The organism is Natronoarchaeum sp. GCM10025703 (genome assembly GCF_042661985.1).
Classification (GTDB): domain Archaea; phylum Halobacteriota; class Halobacteria; order Halobacteriales; family Natronoarchaeaceae; genus Natranaeroarchaeum.
Genome location: NZ_JBHSZF010000001.1, coordinates 1,587,682 through 1,607,650, shown reverse-complemented (window position 1 = coordinate 1,607,650; position 19,969 = coordinate 1,587,682). Strand labels below are relative to the sequence as shown.

19 protein-coding genes and 6 pseudogenes are annotated in these 19,969 nt (G+C 62.4%); 16 read left to right on the top strand and 9 right to left on the bottom strand.

From position 1 onward, the window contains the following. Positions 1-107: 107 nt before the first annotated feature. From btuC to ACFQH2_RS09015, 4 genes and pseudogenes are all read left to right on the top strand, one after another. Positions 108-1,202 carry a vitamin B12 ABC transporter permease BtuC gene (btuC, locus tag ACFQH2_RS09030; protein WP_377057056.1) on the top strand — a complete coding sequence of 365 codons (1,095 nt, stop codon included), beginning with the start codon at positions 108-110 and terminating at the stop codon, positions 1,200-1,202. Then, a pseudogene (locus ACFQH2_RS09025) lies at positions 1,199-1,411 on the top strand (ATP-binding cassette domain-containing protein); the annotation flags it as partial. The gene btuC and the pseudogene ACFQH2_RS09025, both read left to right, overlap by 4 nt. An 89-nt stretch (positions 1,412-1,500) precedes the next feature. After that, complete coding sequence (locus tag ACFQH2_RS09020; RefSeq protein WP_377076651.1) at positions 1,501-2,505, top strand: ATP-binding cassette domain-containing protein; 1,005 nt, start codon at positions 1,501-1,503, stop codon at positions 2,503-2,505. Between the two features lie 276 nt (positions 2,506-2,781). Continuing rightward, positions 2,782-3,768: a transcription initiation factor IIB gene (locus ACFQH2_RS09015; protein ID WP_377052877.1), complete on the top strand. Its 987-nt coding sequence runs from the start codon at positions 2,782-2,784 to the stop codon at positions 3,766-3,768. Between the two features lie 73 nt (positions 3,769-3,841). On the opposite strand, the gene ACFQH2_RS09010 is transcribed toward ACFQH2_RS09015, so the two are convergent. After that, complete coding sequence (locus ACFQH2_RS09010) at positions 3,842-4,312, bottom strand: TIGR04206 family protein (protein WP_377052875.1); 471 nt, start codon at positions 4,310-4,312, stop codon at positions 3,842-3,844. 7 nt (positions 4,313-4,319) lie between these two features. Further along, a pseudogene (locus tag ACFQH2_RS09005) lies at positions 4,320-5,431 on the bottom strand (OBG GTPase family GTP-binding protein). A gap of 161 nt (positions 5,432-5,592) precedes the next feature. On the opposite strand from ACFQH2_RS09005, the gene ACFQH2_RS09000 reads away from it, so the two are divergent. Further along, positions 5,593-6,006 (top strand): metal-dependent hydrolase, encoded by a 414-nt coding sequence (locus tag ACFQH2_RS09000; RefSeq protein ID WP_377076650.1) that lies wholly within the window; start codon positions 5,593-5,595, stop codon positions 6,004-6,006. Continuing rightward, entirely contained in the window at positions 5,988-6,191 is a 204-nt protein-coding gene (locus ACFQH2_RS08995) for a hypothetical protein (protein WP_377076649.1), read from the top strand. Before ACFQH2_RS09000 ends, ACFQH2_RS08995 begins: the two co-directional genes overlap by 19 nt. 8 nt (positions 6,192-6,199) lie before the next feature. Here the strand turns inward: ACFQH2_RS08995 and ACFQH2_RS08990 are convergent, their stop codons facing one another. Then, positions 6,200-6,871, bottom strand: a complete 672-nt coding sequence (locus ACFQH2_RS08990) for an HAD-IIB family hydrolase (protein WP_377052869.1) — start codon at positions 6,869-6,871, stop codon at positions 6,200-6,202. Between the two features lie 114 nt (positions 6,872-6,985). Between ACFQH2_RS08990 and ACFQH2_RS08985 the strand changes: the two genes are divergently transcribed. Then, entirely contained in the window at positions 6,986-7,780 is a 795-nt protein-coding gene (locus ACFQH2_RS08985) for a creatininase family protein (protein WP_377076648.1), read from the top strand. Here ACFQH2_RS08985 and ACFQH2_RS08980 read toward each other — a convergent pair whose 3' ends face one another. Both ACFQH2_RS08980 and ACFQH2_RS08975 read right to left on the bottom strand, forming a co-directional pair. Further along, a complete protein-coding gene (locus tag ACFQH2_RS08980; protein WP_377057054.1) occupies positions 7,781-8,578 on the bottom strand; it encodes an ABC transporter permease in 798 nt (265 codons plus the stop codon). It abuts the gene before it with no gap. Beyond that, positions 8,578-9,612, bottom strand: a complete 1,035-nt coding sequence (locus ACFQH2_RS08975; RefSeq protein WP_377052865.1) for an ABC transporter ATP-binding protein — start codon at positions 9,610-9,612, stop codon at positions 8,578-8,580. Before ACFQH2_RS08975 ends, ACFQH2_RS08980 begins: the two co-directional genes overlap by 1 nt. A 190-nt stretch (positions 9,613-9,802) precedes the next feature. Between ACFQH2_RS08975 and ACFQH2_RS08970 the strand changes: the two genes are divergently transcribed. The 3 genes from ACFQH2_RS08970 to ACFQH2_RS08960 are packed head-to-tail and all read left to right on the top strand — an operon-like array spanning position 9,803 to position 11,429. Next, a complete protein-coding gene (locus tag ACFQH2_RS08970) occupies positions 9,803-10,138 on the top strand; it encodes a hypothetical protein (protein WP_377076647.1) in 336 nt (111 codons plus the stop codon). Beyond that, complete coding sequence (locus ACFQH2_RS08965; RefSeq protein ID WP_377076646.1) at positions 10,135-10,743, top strand: hypothetical protein; 609 nt, start codon at positions 10,135-10,137, stop codon at positions 10,741-10,743. The genes ACFQH2_RS08970 and ACFQH2_RS08965 overlap by 4 nt, the downstream gene beginning before the upstream one ends. Beyond that, positions 10,743-11,429 carry a sensor histidine kinase gene (locus ACFQH2_RS08960; protein WP_377076645.1) on the top strand — a complete coding sequence of 229 codons (687 nt, stop codon included), beginning with the start codon at positions 10,743-10,745 and terminating at the stop codon, positions 11,427-11,429. Before ACFQH2_RS08965 ends, ACFQH2_RS08960 begins: the two co-directional genes overlap by 1 nt. Here ACFQH2_RS08960 and ACFQH2_RS08955 read toward each other — a convergent pair. Both ACFQH2_RS08955 and ACFQH2_RS08950 read right to left on the bottom strand, forming a co-directional pair. Then, entirely contained in the window at positions 11,414-12,082 is a 669-nt protein-coding gene (locus tag ACFQH2_RS08955) for an O-methyltransferase (protein WP_377052861.1), read from the bottom strand. The genes ACFQH2_RS08960 and ACFQH2_RS08955 overlap by 16 nt on opposite strands. Positions 12,083-12,120: 38 nt before the next feature. Continuing rightward, positions 12,121-12,495 carry a cupin domain-containing protein gene (locus tag ACFQH2_RS08950; protein WP_377052859.1) on the bottom strand — a complete coding sequence of 125 codons (375 nt, stop codon included), beginning with the start codon at positions 12,493-12,495 and terminating at the stop codon, positions 12,121-12,123. A gap of 87 nt (positions 12,496-12,582) precedes the next feature. Between ACFQH2_RS08950 and ACFQH2_RS08945 the strand changes: the two genes are divergently transcribed. Further along, a complete protein-coding gene (locus ACFQH2_RS08945) occupies positions 12,583-14,127 on the top strand; it encodes a uracil-xanthine permease family protein (RefSeq protein WP_377052857.1) in 1,545 nt (514 codons plus the stop codon). Here ACFQH2_RS08945 and ACFQH2_RS08940 read toward each other — a convergent pair whose 3' ends face one another. Beyond that, positions 14,128-14,355, bottom strand: a complete 228-nt coding sequence (locus tag ACFQH2_RS08940) for a DUF7385 family protein (RefSeq protein WP_377052855.1) — start codon at positions 14,353-14,355, stop codon at positions 14,128-14,130. A 181-nt stretch (positions 14,356-14,536) separates the two neighbouring features. Between ACFQH2_RS08940 and ACFQH2_RS08935 the strand changes: the two are divergent. The 5 genes and pseudogenes from ACFQH2_RS08935 to ACFQH2_RS08915 all read left to right on the top strand — a co-directional run bounded on the left by ACFQH2_RS08935 (position 14,537) and on the right by ACFQH2_RS08915 (position 19,018). Next, positions 14,537-15,632, top strand: a pseudogene (locus ACFQH2_RS08935) (Gfo/Idh/MocA family protein). A gap of 43 nt (positions 15,633-15,675) precedes the next feature. Beyond that, positions 15,676-16,643, top strand: a pseudogene (locus ACFQH2_RS08930) (sugar phosphate isomerase/epimerase family protein). A 246-nt stretch (positions 16,644-16,889) separates the two neighbouring features. Continuing rightward, positions 16,890-17,315: a hypothetical protein gene (locus tag ACFQH2_RS08925; RefSeq protein WP_377052851.1), complete on the top strand. Its 426-nt coding sequence runs from the start codon at positions 16,890-16,892 to the stop codon at positions 17,313-17,315. A 204-nt stretch (positions 17,316-17,519) separates the two neighbouring features. Then, a complete protein-coding gene (locus ACFQH2_RS08920) occupies positions 17,520-17,798 on the top strand; it encodes a hypothetical protein (protein ID WP_377052849.1) in 279 nt (92 codons plus the stop codon). An 81-nt stretch (positions 17,799-17,879) separates the two neighbouring features. Continuing rightward, positions 17,880-19,018 (top strand): annotated as a pseudogene (locus ACFQH2_RS08915) (Gfo/Idh/MocA family protein). 64 nt (positions 19,019-19,082) lie between these two features. Here the strand turns inward: ACFQH2_RS08915 and ACFQH2_RS08910 are convergent. Further along, a pseudogene (locus ACFQH2_RS08910) lies at positions 19,083-19,933 on the bottom strand (translation initiation factor eIF-2B). Positions 19,934-19,969 lie beyond the last annotated feature (36 nt).

The window sequence follows — 19,969 nt, the reverse complement described above, 5'->3', positions numbered from 1 at the left end:
TGTCTAATGAAAGCGCAGTTGCATACAACGTGGGCACAGCAACCGACTCGGCTGGTGAGTCCGGCGACTCCTCGCCAGCGGAGCAGACGGTTGCGAACGCCCCTCGACTGACGCGGACCCTCGCGTGGACGGCAGGGCTGGTGGCCCTTCTGTTCGGTACTGTCGTCGTCAGCGCGACCATCGGGCCGGTCGAAATCGCCGCACTCGATGTCGTGCGTGCAGTTCTCGACGAACTCGTCGTGCCGGTGGGTGCGACGGTCGACGCCGGGAGCGTGACGATCGGGCCGTTCGGGTCGGTGCCGTACCCGGCCCCCACGGTGGAGTATCGGCCGCTGTTCGGACTCGACGTCGCCGATACGACCCGAACGATCGTGGTCAACATCCGATTGCCGCGGATCCTGCTGGGGGCAATCGTCGGGTTCGCGCTCGCGAGTGCGGGCACCGTGATGCAGGGCTTTTTCCGGAATCCGCTCGCCGATCCGTCGATCATCGGCGTCTCGTCGGGCGCGGCAGTCGGGGCCGTCGCGACTATCACGATTCCCGGCCTCGCAGTAGTGGATCTCAGGCTTGCCGCGTTCGTCGGCGCGCTGGTCACTGCCTTCGGCGTCTACGCCATGGCGACCGAGGGCGGCCGGACGCCGGTCGCCACGCTCCTGCTAGCCGGGGTCGCCGTCCAGACGTTTCTGGGGGCGGTTATCTCGTACCTGCTCCTCCAGGCCGGTGACAGTCTTGAGGAGGCCGTCTACTGGTTGATGGGCCATCTCCACTACAGCACGTGGGATCACGTCGTCTTCGCGCTCCCGGTCGCCCTCGTCGGGTTCGCCCTGTTGGCAGTCTACACGCGCGATCTGAACGTCCTCTTGCTCGGCGAGGAAGACGCCCACCACCTCGGAATCGAAGTCGAGCGCACCAAACGGATCCTGCTCGCCGTGTCGAGTCTGATCACTGCGGCCGCAGTTGCAGTCTCGGGGGTCATCGGCTTCGTCGGACTGGTCGTCCCCCACATCATGCGCCTGCTCGTCGGGCCGGATCACCGGATCTTGCTACCGACGAGCGCGGTTGCCGGCGCGGCGTTTCTGGTCGCCGCCGACACTCTCGCGCGATCCGGCGCGGCCGAGTTACCGGTCGGCATCGTGACCGCCGCCATCGGTGCACCTTTCTTCCTCTTCCTGTTGCTCCGTCGGGAGGTGCATGGACTGTGACCCGTGGCAGCATCGAGGTCGAGGAGGTGTCGGTGTCGTTCGAGGACGTGCCGGTGCTCTCCGAGGTCTCTGCACGGGCGGAATCGGGACAACTGGTCGGTCTCGTCGGCCCGAACGGGTCGGGGAAGACGACCCTGCTCCGAACGATCAGCGGCGCGCTCACGCCCGACTCGGGGAGGTCCGCGTCGACGGCGACGACGTCCATGCGCTCTCCTCGAAGGCGGCGAGCCAGCGCGTCGCGGTCGTCCCACAGGACACCTCGATCTCGTTTTCCTTCGACGTCCGCCAGATCGTCGGGATGGGGCGGACTGCCCACCGGGGCCGGTTCGAGGCGACGACCGAGGCGGATCATGCGGCGGTCGAGGCGGCGCTGGAACGGACTGCAACAGAACAGTTCGCCGAGCGCTCTATCGACGCGATCAGCGGCGGCGAGCGCCAGCGAGTGCTCCTCGCGCGGGCTATCGCACAGGAGACGCCGGCGCTGTTGCTCGACGAACCGACAGCCAGCCTCGACGTGAACCATCAGATAGAGACGCTACAACTGGTCCGCTCGCTGGTCGACGACGGCACCGCCGCGGTCGCCGCCATCCACGACCTCGACCTGGCGGCACGCTACTGTGACTCGCTGGTCCTGCTCTCTGAGGGCGAGGTCGTTGCAACCGGTTCGCCGGAGTCCGTCCTGACGGAGTCGACTATCTCCACGACGTTCGACGTGCGGTCGGTCGTCGGAACGGAGCCAGTGACCGGCACGGCGTCGGTACGAGCGCTCGAGGACCGGGACCCGCCGAGAGGCCGGCGTGTGCACGTTCTCGGGAGCGGGACCGACGCCTCACGGGTAATCGCGGCCCTCGACGGGGCTGGCTTCGATCTATCGCTCGGACCGGTGCCAGCCGGCGATACGGCCGTCTCGGCCGCCCGCAGTCTCGGGAGCGAAACCGTCGTGACGCCGCCCCTCTCGACCCCGAGCGCCGAAGAGCTACAGACCGCGACGGAGCGTGCGCGCACGGCCAGTGCGGCCGTCCTCGTCACTGGTGAGCACGGCGTCGACCCTACAGTCGTCCGGAACGTTCTGGAAGATGCCGAACCGCTTGTGATCGTCCAGGCCGAACCCAGCGAGGAACCGAGGTCGGAGGAACTCGAGGACCAGGATGTTCGGACGACTGGACCGGAGAGTGTCGTCGACGCGGTGACGGCGGTCCTGGCGGACGCCGATGCGTCCGAGATAGCCCCGTCAGACCCAGAGTACGACGACCCAAGCCCTGACCAGACGGACGCGAACGTCCCCCGATCCGGAGAGCAGTGAGTGAGAGCGGAACGGCAACATACGAGATTGTAAGGAAATGACAATACCGTCTAACACGGAACAGGGGAGGTGACCGAATCGTGTGGCGGTGAATCGGGGACGCTGGAGTCCGGGCGAGTGTGAGGGATAATTATATATACTGCACTAACGTTATGTTCGTAACATTTATAAGGCTTTCCCCCGTACGTATAGATAGGAGAACGGATTCCCGGTATTTCTTAGGGATACTCCCGACCGGCAGCCCCGGCCCTCCAACCGCAATCCACGGAGACAACCATGACTGATACACGAGTACAATACAACGAAGATACGAGCGTAACGACAGAGGAGACTGAGCGACCGACCGAGAAAGCGAGCGAGACGGAGGATATCTGTCCCGAGTGTGGCGGTGACGTCCTGAGTGACGAAGAGCACGGCGAGATGGTCTGTGAAGAGTGCGGACTCGTCATCGAGGAAGACAGCATCGACCGCGGCCCGGAGTGGCGCGCGTTCGATTCGGCCGAGAAGGACCAGAAGTCGCGCGTCGGCGCACCGACGACGAAGATGATGCACGACGACGGCCTCTCGACGAACATCGGCTGGCAGAACAAGGATGCCTACGGCAACCAGCTGAGCTCGAACCAGCGCGAGAAGATGCAGCGGCTCCGCACCTGGAACGAGCGGTTCCGCACCCGTGACAGCAAAGAGCGCAACCTCAAGCAGGCGCTCGGCGAGATCGACCGGATGGCCAGCGCACTCGGCCTCCCGGAGGACGTCCGCGAGACGGCCAGCGTCATCTACCGTCGCGCACTCGACGAGGACCTCCTGCCAGGGCGTTCGATCGAAGGCGTCGCCACGGCCGCGCTATACGCCGCAGCACGCCAGACCGGCACGCCACGCAGCATCGACGAGGTCGCCGTCGTCAGCCGGATCGACGAGATGGAGTTCAAACGCACCTACCGCTACATCGTGCGCGAACTCAACCTCGAGATCCAGCCTGCCGACCCCGAGCAGTACGTCGGCCGGTTCGCCAGCGAACTCGGCATCTCGGACGAAGCCGAGCACCGCGCTCGCGAACTGCTACAGAACGCCAAAGAGCAGAGCATCCACAGCGGCAAGAGTCCCGTCGGCCTCGCGGCCGCCGCCGTCTACGCGGCACCGCTGCTCTGCAACGAATCGGTCACCCAGTCGGAGGTTAGCGAGGTCACCGACATCTCGGAAGTGACGATCCGCAACCGCTACAAGGAGCTACTCGAAGCCGACGGTCAGGAGCAGTTCGCCTGAGAACGGGTAGTCTCCGTGGAGCGGTTTTTGCGGTCGGACGCGGTTCTTTTCGTACCGGACTCGAAGGTAGTAGCTACTGCTGTTCTCTGTCTCTACTGACTAGCTGCTCCGGCGTCAGTACGTCCGCGTAGAACCACCAGCAGACGACAAGCACTGCCGGAATGAAGAGCGGAACCACGGTCGCCCTCGGATTGTTGAAGCCGACCGTGTATCTGAGTATCGAGAGCGCGGCGAGCACCAGTAGTCCCGCCGTGACGCGCCGATCCTCGGTCGCCATTACTGCCCCGCTCGACGCGCTGGTGAGCGCACAGAGGTACAGCACTGTCGCGACCGGCCACGCCTGCAGGTGCCGTGGGAGGGAGCGCAGGCCGAGCGTGTACTCGAACAGGTACTTCCACATGGTAACGACGTTCCAGTTGTAGCTGTTGATCCAGCCCCACGAGAACACCATATCGAACTGGCCCGGAAAGCGCACGACTACCCACGGTGCAACGCCGAGCAGTAGAACAGCGACGAGACGCCTGACCGGAGGTCGGAGATCCATCCGACGCTCACTTCCGCGTGATAAGTCGGAGGACGTCCTCGTCGGCGAGTTCGTGGTCGAGGCCGACCTGCTGGCCGTCGTGTTTCGCGCTCTCGCCGGAGACGCGGGCGAAGCGGAACCGTTTCTGGAGCTCACCACCGAGCTTTTTTGTCGCGTCCTCGACCGTGCTTCCCTGATCGACCATGAGCGGTTCCTCGTAGTCGATGCCGCGACCGGGTTTGTCCATGTAGATCCGTATCAGGCCCAGTTCCTCCCAGATCCGTTCTTTGAACGAGTCGAGTCCCTTGTCTTTTTCGGCGCTAATGAAGATGACTTCCTCGGGATCGAGGTCGTGATCACGGAGGTCGTTTTTGACCGTGTCGATATAGCTCGGATCGATCAGATCGGTCTTGTTGACCGTCACGATAGACGGCAGATAGACGCGGTTGTCTTGGATTCCGTCGATCAATCGGTCGATGTCGACTTTCTCGTTGAGCGTGATGTCGGCGTTGATGAACTCGTGGCTTCGCAGTACCTCCTTGATCGTCTGCTCGTCCAGATCCTGTTCGACGCTGGAGGTGACTCTCAGCCCCCTTTTCCTTTCCGTCGGATCGAGATGCGGGGAGGCTCTTCATCGACCCGAATCTTGTTGTGGTAGAGCTCCTCGCAGAGACGGTCGTACTGCTCTATCTCGAACGCAGAAAGCATGAACACGATGAGGTCGGCGGCGCGCACGACCGAAAGCACCTCCTGGCCACCACCGCGACCGCTGGCCGCGCCCTCGATCAGCCCCGGCACGTCGAGCAGTTGGATGTTCGCACCGTTGAGCTCCAGCATGCCCGGGTTGACGTCGAGCGTCGTGAACTCGTAGGAGCCGACTTCGCTGTCGGCGTTGGTCAGCGCGTTCACGAGCGTGGACTTGCCGACGCTCGGGAAGCCCACGAGGGCGACCGTCGCGTCGCCGTGTTTTTCGACGTGATAGCCACCGCCCCCACCCGAGGACTGCTGACGGACCTCCAGTTTCTCCTTCTTTTCCGCGAGCTTGGATTTGAGCCGACCGATATGCTGTTCGGTCGACTTGTTGTAGGGCGTACTCGTAATCTCCTCGCGGAGTTCTTCGATTTCCTCTTCAAGCCCCATTACACTGGGCTTGGAGACTGCTTGCCGAAAACCCTTCCCTTCGTGTCGCGTGAGTGGGGTACGACAGTCGGTATCAATGCACTCCCGAAAGCGCATCCTACTCCGAGTTTCGGTGCAAAGCCGGAACATAACTAATCGTATCGGACGCCCAGACGATACCGATGTGGCCATGGGAACACGCTGCCGTCGCATATCTGGTCTATTCGCTGTTCAGTCACGCGTACTATCGTGAGTCGCCGGGCGCGCTCGCCGCTCTCACCGTCGTCTTCGCGTCGGTGCTGCCGGATCTGATCGATAAGCCGCTTGCCTACCAGTACGGCATGTTCGACACCGGCTATGCACTCGGACACTCGGTCTTCGTCGGCATCCCGTTCGCCATCCTCGTGGGCATCGTGGCGCACCGGATCGGTCGACCACGGGTCGGACTGGCGTTCGGCGTCGGCTATCTCCTCCATCCGCTGGGCGATTCCGTCCCTCACTACCTGCGCGGAACCGAACGGTTCGAGGTGCTGTTCTGGCCGTTTGCGGAGCCTGCCGGAACGGGGGCACCGACGGGTTGGTCGATCTCACGCTGACGTACTTCGTCGAGTACTGGGCCACGTTGACGGCGAGTGACCCACCGACGTACCTGCTGGTCCAGAGCGGGGTACTTGCGTTCACAGCAATCCTCTGGCTCTACGACGGCGCGCCGGTGCTCAGAGAGAGTCTTATCGCGACCTACGGGGCAGTCGACACCGCCGTCGGATCACCACCGCGCTAACCGGATCGTCACCGAAGTTCGTCGAGGAGTTCTATCGTGCCGGCGGCGTGGACGCCGTCAGTTACGTGATCCGCGGCCTCGCGCGCGGCGGCGTCGGCGTTCGCGACGGCGTAGCTCTCGCCCGCGACGCCGAACGTCGAGACGTCGTTTTCCGAATCGCCGATCGCGACGAAGTCAGACGGCTGTCGATCGAGCAGTGTGGCGATGCTCTCGAGGCCGTCGCCCTTGCTGATCGAGGCGTCCTTGACGTGGAACGCATAGCCCGTATCGACGACTTCCAGCCCCGTCTCGGCGGCGACCTCGCGCAGGACCTCTTCGGGAACTGTTAGCCGCGCGGCGATCTCGGTCTCGCGCCAGCGGTTCACCAGGTCCGGGCCGTCCCAGCCAAGGTCGTGGCCGTGCTCGCGGAACGCCTCGGCCACCGCGTCGGCTGCTTCCCGGTCACCGTTTACGGCCAACGCCTCGTCCGCGTAGACGATCCCGCCGTTCTCCGCGATTACACGCTCTTCGATGCCGAGAAACTGGCAGAGTGCAACCGGAAACGGGAACGCCTTGCCGGTCGCGACGACGACCGGTTCGGGCCAGGCCCGCAATGGCTCGAACACGCGGGGATCAATCCCCGGTTCGCCGTCTGCTCGGGTTAGCGTCCCGTCAATATCCAGTACGAGGGGTGCGGTCATAGGGGTACTACGGACCGACCCGTTCTAATGCGTTTTGAGATACCCGCGACGTAGGACGAGAGGTCCACTCACGACTGTCGGAGTTCCTTTGTACGTCTCGCCTCTGGTACGAGTATGCAACTCGCCGAACACAGTTGGCCGGAGATCGAAGCCTACTGCAGAGAGGACTCTCTGGCTGTCGTCCCGCTCGGCTCGACCGAACAGCACGGCCCGCATCTCCCCGAGGGCACCGACCACATGATCGCGGAGGCGCTGGCACGCAAGGCGACGGAGCGTACCGGGTATCTCTGCACCCCGCCGATCACCGTCGGCGTCTCCTCGCATCATCGCCAGTTCCACGGAACGATGTCGGTCGATCCGCCCGCGTTCCGGGACTACGTCGAGAGCCTCTCCCGGAGCCTCACCGAGCACGGAATCGACCGAATCGTCTACGTCAACGCTCACGGCGGCAACATCAACCACCTCCGCGAGGTCGGCCGCAGACTCCGCGAAGACGATACCGCCTACGCCATCGAGTGGATGTGGAACGAGAGCATCCCCGACCTGGTCGACGACCTCTTCGAGCACAACGGGCCACACGGCGGGCCCAAGGAAACAGCGATGATCCAGCACATCGCCCCCGACCTCGTCCGGGAGGAGCGCATCGACGACGCGGCGCAGGGCGGTGCTACCAGAATGGACGAACAGGAGTTACGACACCACGGCGCACGCACCTTCTACGACGCCATCGACAACACCGAAAACGGCGTCCTCGGCGATCAGCGCGACGCGACTGCGGAGAAAGGTGAAGTGATGTTCGATGCCGCAGTCGAGCAGTTGGTGGCATTGCTCGATTGGCTCGACGACAAGCCCTACGAGGCGCTCGCGGCGAAACCACACGTCAGGTCTGCGGGGCCGCGCCGACGGTGATCAGTCTGTCAGTCCGTAGCCCTCCCGGAACAGCACGATATCGACCAGCAGGACGGCTATCGTCAGTCCGCCGAGGACGGCAATCGAGATCCGTGGCTCGACGTCCGAGTAGCCGAGGAAGCCGAAACGGACGCCGTCGACCATGTAGACCATTGGATTCAGCAGCGAGACCGTCTGCCAGAGCGGCGAGAGCGTCTCTAGCGAGTAAAACACCGCGCCGAAAAACACCAGCGGGCGGACGATAAACTGGTTCATTACGGTCAGGTGGTCGAAATCCTCCGAAAGGAGGCCCCCGATGACGCCGAAGGCAGCGAACAGCACGGAGATGATGAGCATAAACGCAAGCAGATAGATCGGCTGCTCGACGCCGATTGTGGCGAAGTCACTGCTGATGACCGTGAAGAGGACGCCGATGACGGCGATGAGGGCACCGACGAGCAGCCCTCGCAACGCGCTCGCCGCGACGTATGCGCCGACCATCTGTGAGTACGAGAGCGGCGAGGTAAGCGTCTCGTGAATGTACTCGTTCCACCGCCCGTGGAAGATAGAAAAGGAAGCGTTCTCGAAGGCGTTCGATATCGTCCCGAGCACGACGAGGCCCGGAATGATGAACACGATGTAATCGAAGCCCTGAATCTGATCGATCCGCCCGCCGAGGATGATCCCGAACACAGAGAAGTAGAGGATGTTGGTGATCAGCGGCGGCATAAACGTGTTCGTCGGACGCCGGACGTAGCGCTGGATTTCGCGTTTGAGGAGCGTTCGGACGCCCGTCGGAAGCCCCATCGTGATCCCCATCATGCTTCGATCCCCTCGCGGTCGGAGCGCTCCTCGTTCGTCATCTCGACGAACACTTCTTCGAGCGAGGTTCGCGAGATTTCGATGTCGGTAATCTCGTGGCCCAGCTCTTCGAGCACGTTCAGGACGCCCGGGGCCCGCGCGCCGCCGTCGTCCGCGCGGATCGCTAGCCGGCCATCCTCGACGCTGACCGTCTCCACGCCGTCGAGAGCGGTGAGTCGGTCCTGGCCGTCAATGCCGATACCGTCCGTTGCCGTCCGAGCGCCAGTCGTCTCACTGGCCGCACCGGCGACAGCCGTAGTCGCGGCCTGTGGTGTGCTGACGTCCGCCCGAACCGTGACGTAGATGGTGTCCGTACCGCGGTCCATCAGGTCGCCCGGCGTCGCGACGTCGAGGACGGATCCCTCGTTGACGATGGCGACGCGGTCACAGAGCCGTTCGGCCTCCTCGATGTAGTGGGTCGTGAGCAGGACGGTCGTCCCCTCGTCGTTCAGTTGCTGGATGACCTCCCAGATGTCGTGACGTAACTGGACGTCGACGCCCGCAGTCGGTTCGTCGAGGATCAGGAGGTCGGGATCGGTGACCAGCGCACGCGCCAGCAGGAACCGACGTTTCATTCCGCCCGAAAGCCAGTCGAACCGCTCGTCGCCCTTGTGGGCGATTCCCACCCGTTCGAGCGCATACTCGGCGCGACGCTCCGCTTCGTCCTCCGGGATCCCGTGATAGCCGGCTTTGTGCATCAACACCTCCCGGATCGGGAAGAACCGATCGACGTTGAACTCCTGGGGTGCAAGCCCGATTGCGTTCCGAGCGTCCTGATACTCCTCGACGACGTCGTGGCCGAAGACGTGTGCATCACCACCCGATTTGCGTGCGAGGCCGACGAGGATGTTGATAAACGTCGTCTTGCCCGCCCCGTTTGGGCCGAGAAGGCCAAAGAACTCGCCCTCCTCGACACGGAGCGAGAGTTCGTCTAACGCTCGCAGATCGCCGTACTCTTTGAGAAGATCCTGCGTCTGGATCGCTGCTGTCATTGGCTAATGAAAGGCCGAGGAGCCGGTTAAGTCGTACGTTCCCCGCCGCGTGAGAGGTGTGAGGTCGACGTTCCCAATCGCGGAGACGATACGCTCGATTCCCAGGACCGAGACTCCCAGAATCCATCCGAGTAAAGAAGGGATTTATCCGATAAGAAAGCAATGGACGAGTCGTCAACCATATCTATCCATGATATTTTCACTCCACTTCGGCGGGTTCGCTGCCGCGGCGATCCTTTGTTTTCTCGCCCTGCTACGGGCCCGCAAAGTGACCGATAGGGATACCCGAATCGGCCTCATGGGGCTGCTCACGACCTCCGGTTGTTGGTCGCTGTCCTACGTCGGCTATTTCGTGTTACCCACGGACGAACTTACCAACATCATCTACGTTCTTGGTCTAACTGTCGGCTTCGCAACCGTCGGCTGGTGGCTGTACTTCTGCTCGGCGTACACCGGTCGGACCTATCATCAAAACCGACAACTGCGTCAACTCGCAGTTGGCGTCTATCTGCTGTCGTTGGTGTGAAAGTCACGAACCCGATTCACGGCCAGTATTTCACCATGGAGGCCGCGACGGAGCCGTTCGTTCATCTGAATGTCGTCCATCAGCCGTTCCACTGGGTGACGACCGCCGTCTCCTACATGCTCGCCGCAATCGGCCTGTTTATGCTACTGGAGATGTTCGCGGAGTCGGAGTACGACACGAGGCCGCTTACTGGGCTGGCCGCCCTCACCGGGCTTCCGGTCGTGTTCGACCTCGTCGGCTATCAGAGCGATCTGCTGCTCGGGATGATCTACTCGCCGCTCGGCGTCGCCGTCTTCGCTATCGGCGTCCTGTTCGTTCATCAGGACCGGTTCATGGCGATCCAGTTGACCGACGACGTCGACGAAGCGACAGTCTTCCTGGACGACGACGACCGAATTCGAGATTTTAACTACCGTGCAGCCGCACTGTTGCCAGAGCTGAACGACGCCATCGGCGAGTCTATACAGACGGTCCTCCCGGAGATCAGCGAGGGCGATACGATGGAACAGAAGACGCTCGAACGCGAGACGGATGGATCGATGAATTACTATCTCGCGTCGACGACGTCCTTGAAATCGGGGCGACGCGGATCGGCAAGCTACTGATGTTCACGGACATCACCGAGACCGAGAAGCGACGCCGAGAGCTAAAACGACAGAACAACCAACTGCACGATTTCGCCGAGGCGCTCACCCACGAACTACGGAACAAGCTAACGATCATCGAAGGCCACGTCTCGCTGGCCGGCGACGCGATCACCGACAATCAGATCGGAACCGCAAACGAGTCGCTCAGAGCCGCGTCCGGCTCTGCGAACACGATGACCGGGATCGTCAACGACCTCTCGATCCTGGCGAAACACGGGCAGACGGTTCGGGAGACCAGCCAGGTCGATGTCGGCGACGCGGCAAAGACGGCCAGAGACGAGGTCGAAGCGGATGGGCTCTTGCTCACTATCGAAGGTGATCTTCAGGTGGAGGCCGACGAAGCGAGACTTCGGGCGCTGTGCCGGAGCGCGTACGAGTTCTTCGACCGGAACGGTGCTGACAGCGTCGTCGTCTCGCTGGCGAACGGCGAGATAGCGATGAGCGGTAACGGGGAACCGCCGGCAGTCGCCCAGCTCGACGAGTACTTCGAGTACGGCTCGGCGGTCCCTACCGCGGAAGCAGGAGTCGCACTGCCGAACGTCCGGGCGCTCGCCCGTGTCCATGGCTGGTCGACGTGGATCGACGATGAGTACGCGGAGGGCATCCGGGTCGTGGTCGGCGTTGACGGCTACGCCGAGCGATAGCTCACGGCGATGCCCTCACCCACCGGCATCACCGCAGTCGTGAACTCCGCGGCGTCCTGTGTGGCCCGGAGATACTCCGCGATACCGCGCGTCGCCTCACTGAGGTCGGTGACGTCCTCGCCTTCCTGGATCGCCAGTAGCTTTTCGAACTCTATCGTTCCGGCAGTCATCGCGTTGTCGGCGACGATGACGCCACCGGGTGCGACTTTCTCTCGTATCGCCTCGAACGCCGCGGGATACTGGTCCTTCCGGACGTCGACCAGCACCACGTCGAAGGGGCCGTCGTACCCCTCGATGATCTCGATAGCGTCGCCGTGTTCGTAGGTTGCAAGCGGGTCGAAGCCGCCGCGTTTCATATACTCCCGCGCCATGTCGAGTTCGTCGGCGTCGAACTCGGTCAGAACGATCTCAGCGTCCTCGTCGAGTGCGCGGGCGAACCAGTACGCCGAGTAGCCGTAGCCCGATCCGAACTCGAACACCCGCTCGGCGTCGACCATCCGCGCCAGCAGTTGAAGCCAGCCGCCGACCTCCGGGCCGACGTGTGGAAAGCCGTGTTCGCGGGCGTACTCGTGCATCTCCACCAGCACGTCGTCCGGCTGTGGCCCCGCGGCGCTGACGAACCGTGCTGTCTCGTCCGGGAGGATCTGGGTCATGGCTGCTAGCTCGTACGGGGATCGCAAAGAACTGTGGGTTAGCCGCTGAATCCGTCGATGATCCACTCGGATTCGACACCCTCGCTCTCCAGACCTTCCGGCCCGCTGACGAGGACGAACGCGCTCTCGACATCGCCGTTCTGGATCTGCCTGGTCGATTCCGGTGGGATATGGATGGCGTCGCCTTCAGCCATCTCGACTCGTTCGTCGTCGACGATCACCTCGGCCTCGCCCTCGATCAGCACGTACACTTCCTCGTGATCGTTGTCGGTATGTTCGTGCGGGACGGACTTCCACCCCGGCGGACAGCGCGCGACAGTCACGCCGACCTGTTCGGTATCGAGGGGTTCGCGGAGCAGATGCATCGCCTCCCCGACCGGGTCGACCTCCTCGTAGTTCACCTTCGTGTACATCGGTATCACAGTATCGACGGGCCAGGGGTTTAACGATACCTCCGCCCGCGACGACGGATCAACACCCCTTTTACCTCCCTCCGAATTATGACCGACGACAACAAAATGGCGGAGGAACCTTCTGCTGGGGAAGACGGGATCGACCCCAGCGATGCGATCGAATACGGTATTGATGAGAAACCGCCGGCCGGCGAATCGGCCGTGCTCGGCGTGCAACACTATCTGACGATGGTCGGTGCGAACATCGCGGTGCCGCTGATTCTGGCCAGCGCGATGGGGATGCCGGACGACATCACCGCACAGTTCGTCGGGACGTTCTTCGTCGTCTCCGGGATCGCCACGCTCGCCCAGACGACTTTCGGGAACCGCTACCCGATCGTTCAGGGTGCGCCCTTCTCGATGCTCGCGCCGGCACTGGCAATCGTGCTGGTCGTCACGTCCGATCCAGCCAATAACTGGCAGGACGCTCTGGTCCAGTTACAGGGTGCGATTATCGTCGCCGCGACGGTACAGGTCGCAATGGGCTACTTCGGCCTGGTCGGCAAACTCCGACGGTTCCTCTCGCCGGTCGTCATCGCACCGACAATCGCGCTGATCGGCCTTTCGCTGTTCGGCGCACCTCAGATCACGACGACAGACCAGAGCTGGTGGCTACTCGGCCTGACGCTCGGTCTGATCGTCCTGTTCTCGCAGTATCTGGACGTCAAACGGCGTGCGTTCCGACTCTATCCGGTCATCTTGGCGCTCGGCATTTCGTGGCTCGTCGCCGCGGGACTCTCGGTTACGGGGACGCTGGGGTCGGGTCATCCGGGATACGTCCCGCTCGGGCAAGTCACTGATACGACCATGATACTGCCGATCTACCCCTTCCAGTGGGGGATGCCGGAGATCACGGGCGCGTTCATTATCGGAATGTTTGCAGGCGTGCTTGCGTCGATGGTCGAGAGCCTCGGCGACTACTACGCCGTCGCGAACATCACCGGTTCGGCGGCCCCGAGCGCGAAACGGATCAACCACGGCATCGGGATGGAGGGACTGATGAACGTCTTCTCGGGGATCATGGGAACGAGCGGGTCGACGTCGTACTCCGAGAACATTGGCGCGATTGGACTGACTGGCGTCGCCTCCCGGTACGTCGTGCAGGTTGGAGCACTGATCATGCTCTTCGTCGGCTTCATCGGCTACTTCGGGCAACTGATAGCGACCATTCCCGATCCGATCATCGGTGGTCTCTTTATCGCCATGTTCGCTCAGATCGTTGCCGTCGGTATCTCGAACCTGAAACACGTCGATCTGGACTCCTCGCGAAACGTCTTCGTGATCGGCTTCGCGCTGTTCGTCGGACTGTCGATCCCCGAGTACATGGCCAACGTCGGCGGTGCAGCGGAGTTCCGTGCGGTGATGGACGGCGTCGCCGTACTCGGCCCGGTGCTCAGCGAGCGAGTGATCGCCGACACGGTATTCGTGATCGGTTCGACGGGGATGGCGGTCGGCGGTCTGGCCGCGCTCGTGCTCGACAACACTATTCCGGGCACCCGAGAAGAGCGGGGACTCGCCGAGTGGCAGCGGCTCACCGAAGAGGACGCGGAGTTCGAAACCTTCTGGCAGCGGTGGACCGGGTCGGATCAGTAGTCAGGGTTTGTGGGTGAAAAGCACCGGCGTGCCGTCGTGCACCGTCGCACAGAGGTCGAGCGGCATCGTCTGGTTGAGGCTGGTGAACTCGCCTTTGCACACGACCATGTCGTCGAACGGCTCGTCGCAGGCGGGACAGGCCAGCGCGACTGTGTTCTGGTACAGCTTGATCGAGTCGTTTTCCTCCCGCAACGTCGTCGACGAGACGAATTTGTCGAACTGGTCCATACTGGCCCGTTTCGTGCGCTACTGGTAAAAGTATGGTCACGGAGACCGACCGACTGGTCGGATCTGCGCTCGACCGCGGGGCGAGCACTGCACTCTCCACGAGGCGTAGCATCGGTAGGGCAGAAATCGAGCGTTACCCGGATCTGAAAGAGTTAAACAGGTCACTAACCGATGTAGATGCATGGATCCAAACGACGTGCGCGTCGGAATCGTGGGGCAGGAACATCGCCCATCACCACGCGAACATGCTCGTCGAGACGGGCGCGACTATCGTCGGGGGTGTCGACATCAGCGCGGACGCCAGGGAAACGTTCACTGACGAGTTCGGCGTGCCGACATACGAAGAGGCGTCCGAGTTGTTCGAGCAAGTCGACGCTGTCATCGTTACGACGCCGAACAGGTTCCACGAGCAGTACGCCGTCGAAGCACTCGACGCGGGACTCGACGTCCTCTTGGAGAAGCCGCTTGCTCACTCGCTCGAAAGCGCCGAGCGGATCGCTACAGCGGCCAGCAACGCCGAAGGGTTCTGTATGGTCGGGTTCCACACCCGGTTCCACCACCAGGCGCAGATCATAAAGGAGGAACAGGAATCAGGGACGTTCGGCGATGTCACCCACATCGAAGCGAACTATATCCGACGACGTGGAATCCCCGGCCGCGGATCGTGGTTCACCGACAAGGCAGTCTCCGGTGGGGGATCGCTCATCGATATCGGCGTTCACGCGCTCGACCTCGCCCTGTACTGTCTCGATTACCCTGAGGTCGTCGAGGTCAGCGGTGAAACGCGGAGCGAATTCGGCACCGACGACGAGTACTCCTACGTGACAATGTGGGGCGAGGATCAGGGCCCCGAACAGTTCGATGTTGACGATTCGGCGACTGCGCTGATCCGGTGTGCGGACGGGAAGACGATATCGCTCGAAGTCGCATGGGCGACGAACCGCCCGCCGAATCAGGAGTTCTTCGTCCGCGGGACGGAGGGCGGTGCGCGGTTCGACAAGTCGAGCGGCGATCTGACGCTGTACGACGCCGATCAGCAGGGCGCACACAACCTGAAGACGACGGATGTCGACACACAGGAGCACAATCCTCACAGCGAGGAACAGGTGGCGTTCCTGGAAGCCGTCGCCGCCGGCGAACCGTCGGGAATGAACACGGTTGAGGAGGCGCTGACGGTCCAGCGCGTCATCGACGCTATCTACCGCTCGAGCGCGTCGGGACGTGCGGTCGAAATCGACGACGAACTGAAGCCGACCTGCCGGCTAACTGAGCACTGAGGGTCTCCGAAGCTTTTTCTTGTCAACCATAGACGTACTACGCATGGATATCGGCGTACATAGCCCACCGCTGTACGACAGATCCTTCGCGGAAGCGCTCGCATACCTCGACGATATCGGCGTCGACGCGGTCGAACCCGGCGTCGGCGGCTATCCCGGCGACGAGCATCTCGACCGCCGGGCCTATCTCGACGACGAGGACGCACAGGCGGATCTCACCGCACTCCTCGACGAACACGATATGCGTATCAGCGCGCTGGCAACGCATAACAATCCGATTCACCCGGACGAGGAGCGCGCCGCCGAGGCCGACACCGAACTCCGCGAGGCGATCGAACTCGCGGGGCAACTGGACGTGAACACAGTGACGTGTTTCTCGGCCTCCCGGCAGGCAGTCCCAACGACGAGACGCCGAACTGGATCACTGCGCCATGGCCCAGCGAGCACGCCGAGGCGCACGAGTACCAGTGGGAGGAGGTCGGAATCCCCTACTGGAGCGGTATCGCAGAGCACGCCGAGAGCCACGGTGTCGACGTCGCCATCGAGATGCACCCGAATATGCTTGTCTACGAACCGCACGGACTGCTCCGCCTGCGCGAGGCGACCAACGAACGGATCGGTGCGAACTTCGATCCCTCGCATCTCTACTGGCAAGGGATCGAGATCACCGATGCAATCCGCCTGCTCGGTGACGAGGATGCGATCCACCACTTCCACGCCAAGGACACGCGCGTTTACGAGGAGCAGGCGCGCGAGAAGGGCGTTCTCGACACGACACCGTACACGGACGAGGCGAACCGCTCGTGGCTCTTCCGATCGATCGGCTACGGCCACGACGAACTCCACTGGAAAGATGTCGTCTCCACGCTCCGGATGGTCGGCTACGACGGCGCCCTCTCGATCGAACACGAGGACTCACTGACCTCCTCTCTCGAGGGACTGGAGAAAGCCGTCGAGATGCTGGATCGGGCCGTTTTCGATTCGCATCCTGACGAGGCGTTCTGGGCGTGACTGCCCAGTAGCATCGTATTTCGCTACTACTGTTGCAGGTAGGTTATAGTTAGCTACTGGTTAATTATAGATACAATATCTTGGTCACAGATGCCATCCATATATGTTCCAAAGCTCTGATATAACGCCGTGCTTATCAGGTGGGAATCGAGAGACTCTGTCGTAATGGCGGTAGATAGACCGGACATGGACGGCGGGGCAGGAGACAGAAAAACTATAGATAGCCGGATACGTCGGCTCGAAGCAATGCTCAAACGTCCGTCGACGCAGCAGCATATCGGGCGTTCGGCCGGACTCTTCCTCGTGGCTGGTATCGGGTTCGGACTGAGTGGGTTTCTCGTCGGTGCACTCTCGGGCGTCAGCGGCATCAACTCGTTTGCGGCACAGACGGCGCTCGGGTTCGCGGTGTTGTTGTTACCGCTCGTCGCAGTCGGAACGGGTGTACTGACGGGTCTCACTTTCCACGCGGAACGTGAGGCGGTACTGCTTGCTGCCGGTCTGGGGGCGGCGTTCGGGTCGACTGTCACGAGTATGGTTATCTACCTGCTAGCAGTCCTCGTCGATATCGGCGGCATCGGCGCGACGTTCTCGTTCGGAGCGCTCGCTGGCATCGGCATCGGGACGGCGGTAACAGCGACACTTGCGGCGCTGCTGACGACTCTCGTCCAGTGATCTCACTCGCCTCTGGCGTCTCTCAGAAAACGACGAACGGAACAACCCTCAGATTTCCGAATTGTTGATACGGTTTGACATGGTATTGCTTACACACCAATAGAGGGCCTTTATACCACTATTCTTCATTGGTCCATGCTAACTGTTCTCGATAACTATCTATATTCTGAAAGATATATATGCCTCCAGCACTATGTATTCAATATGTCAATACCTCCGCAGCCAATACGTGGACCGTCGACTCGACCGACCGAACCACCGACGTTTCGAGGGATGGCCGCTTTCGCCGTCCTCGTCGCCGCAATCGCCGTGTTCGTGAGCTATCCGCTCATCAGTATGGCCGTACTCGTGGGGGCCCTCGTCACCGCTCTGAGCGTTCGTAGTTACCTCGCGCACCGGTCCGACAGCGACCGAACCCGGAAGCTCCGCGTGCCGGGCGTCGGAGCCATCGAGTACCGAATCACCGCGCGCAAGCCCCGATAGACTGCGCCGCAGTATTCTTTTGACGAAGCGCTTGCCTCTCCACCATAACCACTAATTACCGAACGCGACGAACGTGAACCCATGACCCTACAGGTCGGCGTACTCGGTTATCGGTTCATGGGACAGGCCCACGCGAACGCCCTCGCTCGACTGCCGATGTTCTTCGAGGACGCGCCCGAAGTCGAACGAGACGTATTGGTCGGTCGCGACGAGGCGGCGCTGTCCGATGCCGCCGATCAGTTGGGGTTCGCCCGAACGTCGACCGACTGGGAAGCAGTCGTCGACGAGGTCGACGTCTTCTACAATCTCGGGCCGAATCACGTCCACGCAGAACCGTCGATAGCAGCGCTGGAGGCGGGCACACCCGTGTTCTGTGAGAAGCCGCTGGCGCCAACGCTCGACGCCGCCGAGGAGATGGCCGCGGCGGCACGTGCGGCGGACGTCCCTGCCGGGAGCGCGTTCAACTACCGTTTCGTCCCCGCACTCCGCTACGCAAAGGGCCTGATCGACGACGGCGAACTCGGCGAGATCCACCACGTCCGCGGCCGGTATCTACAGGACTGGCTCGTCGACCCCGACGCGCCGTGGTCGTGGCGAAACGACGAGGAGATGGCCGGCAGTGGTGCCCTGGGCGACCTCGGGAGCCACACGATCGATCTCGCGCACTTTCTCGTCGGCGAGCAGGCCGGAGAGATCGAACGAGTCTCGGGCCAACTGCAGACGTTTGTCGACGAGCGTCCGGTCGAAGACGGCGAGACTCCGGACGACGAAGCCGTCGAAACGCGGCCGGTTACCGTCGACGACGCGTACTCCGCCCAGGCCCAGTTCGAGAACGGCGCGATGGCCACCTTCGAGGCCTCGCGCTTCGCGAACGGGCACAAGAACGATCACACCATCGAGATTCAGGGCTCGAACGGAAGCCTGAAGTTCTCGCTCGAACGCCTCAACGAACTCGAAGTGCTGCGGGAGGATTCGCGGGGCTACGAGACGATTCTCGTCACCGACGAGTCGGATCCCTACATCGAGCACTGGTGGCCGCCGGGCCACGTCATCGGCTGGGAGCACACGTTCGTCCACGAGAACTACGAGTTCCTCTCGGCCGTGGCTGAGGGGGCGAGTTCCACCCCAACTTCGAGGACGGCCTCGCCGCCCAGCGGGTGCTGGATGCGGTCGAGCGCAGTGACGAACGCGGCGCCTGGGTCACCGTGGAGAACTGGTAGCCTCTCGACGGCGTCGATCAGAGGTTTTAGTGAGTGTGTCGGCTTCGAGGACCGTGAGATCGGTCTATAGCTCTTTGTGCCCCTCGTCAGTCACCACACTGTCGACCAGAGAGAGCGGGGTGGCGTCGTAACCGGGATTCTCGACCGTGAATCCTTCCGCGGGTTCGCGCATCACTTCGCTTGCTGCCCGATACTCGTTCTCGAAGACGAAGCCGCCGGGGACGATTTTCGACTCCGCACCGACGACCGACAGGGGAGTTCCGACCGTTTCGGCGGTCGCAGCCAGCGGGAGGGTGCCGATGCGGTTGTAGAGTTTGTCGTCGACGATGCAGGTCATCCCGGTGAGTACACGGTCACACTCTGGGAGGTAGTGGCCGGCCGCTCCGTCGGTGACCAGATGCGTCTCGACGCCGTCGACAGACGCAGCCTGCGGGCAGTTCTGCGACCGAGGAACCGCGGGCGGGCCTCGGTAGTGTAGACGTCCAGTTCCCGACCGTCCTCGGCCGCCCTCTCGATGGCTTCGATAACCGTCGTGGAGTAGTCATGTGTGAGCACCGTCGCGCCGTCTTCGAGTACTGTGGCAGCGTTCCGGGCGGCACGGCCCTTCGCCTGTTCTATATCCTTGACGACGTCGGTAATCGTCGAGCGAGCCAGGGCTTTGGCGTCTTCGACGGTCGTTTTATCGGCCCTCTTTACCGTGTTGATGATTTCGAGCATCGCGTTCTGGAGGGTGGCGTGAGAGGGATTCGCACGTCGCAGTGCGCCAGCGTTCCGCTCGAGGTCGCGCTCGAACTCCTCGGTGGTCGCGACCTCCCGGTCGGTGATGGATTCGAGCGCTGTTGCGGCCTTGACCGCGACGGTAGACGAGCTATGAGTCTGCATATCTTCGATCTCTTCGACAGTCTCGTCGATCATATCTCATTCATCACCACTCCTCGTCAAAGTCCTTGC

Bases quoted from the DNA above. Each gene is read 5' to 3' on its own strand.
- ACFQH2_RS09015 (WP_377052877.1), top strand. From the start codon at position 2,782: ATGACTGATACACGAGTACAATACAACGAAGATACGAGCGTAACGACA.
- ACFQH2_RS09000 (WP_377076650.1), top strand. From the start codon at position 5,593: ATGTGGCCATGGGAACACGCTGCCGTCGCATATCTGGTCTATTCGCTG.
- ACFQH2_RS08960 (WP_377076645.1), top strand. From the start codon at position 10,743: ATGTTCACGGACATCACCGAGACCGAGAAGCGACGCCGAGAGCTAAAA.
- ACFQH2_RS08990 (WP_377052869.1), bottom strand. From the start codon at position 6,871: ATGACCGCACCCCTCGTACTGGATATTGACGGGACGCTAACCCGAGCA.
- ACFQH2_RS08950 (WP_377052859.1), bottom strand. From the start codon at position 12,495: ATGTACACGAAGGTGAACTACGAGGAGGTCGACCCGGTCGGGGAGGCG.
- ACFQH2_RS08925 (WP_377052851.1), top strand. From the start codon at position 16,890: ATGCTCAAACGTCCGTCGACGCAGCAGCATATCGGGCGTTCGGCCGGA.
- ACFQH2_RS08955 (WP_377052861.1), bottom strand. From the start codon at position 12,082: ATGACCCAGATCCTCCCGGACGAGACAGCACGGTTCGTCAGCGCCGCG.
- ACFQH2_RS08980 (WP_377057054.1), bottom strand. From the start codon at position 8,578: ATGGGGATCACGATGGGGCTTCCGACGGGCGTCCGAACGCTCCTCAAA.
- ACFQH2_RS08975 (WP_377052865.1), bottom strand. From the start codon at position 9,612: ATGACAGCAGCGATCCAGACGCAGGATCTTCTCAAAGAGTACGGCGAT.
- ACFQH2_RS09020 (WP_377076651.1), top strand. From the start codon at position 1,501: ATGGGGCGGACTGCCCACCGGGGCCGGTTCGAGGCGACGACCGAGGCG.
- ACFQH2_RS08970 (WP_377076647.1), top strand. From the start codon at position 9,803: ATGATATTTTCACTCCACTTCGGCGGGTTCGCTGCCGCGGCGATCCTT.
- ACFQH2_RS08920 (WP_377052849.1), top strand. From the start codon at position 17,520: ATGTCAATACCTCCGCAGCCAATACGTGGACCGTCGACTCGACCGACC.
- ACFQH2_RS08945 (WP_377052857.1), top strand. From the start codon at position 12,583: ATGACCGACGACAACAAAATGGCGGAGGAACCTTCTGCTGGGGAAGAC.
- ACFQH2_RS08985 (WP_377076648.1), top strand. From the start codon at position 6,986: ATGCAACTCGCCGAACACAGTTGGCCGGAGATCGAAGCCTACTGCAGA.
- ACFQH2_RS09010 (WP_377052875.1), bottom strand. From the start codon at position 4,312: ATGGATCTCCGACCTCCGGTCAGGCGTCTCGTCGCTGTTCTACTGCTC.
- ACFQH2_RS08940 (WP_377052855.1), bottom strand. From the start codon at position 14,355: ATGGACCAGTTCGACAAATTCGTCTCGTCGACGACGTTGCGGGAGGAA.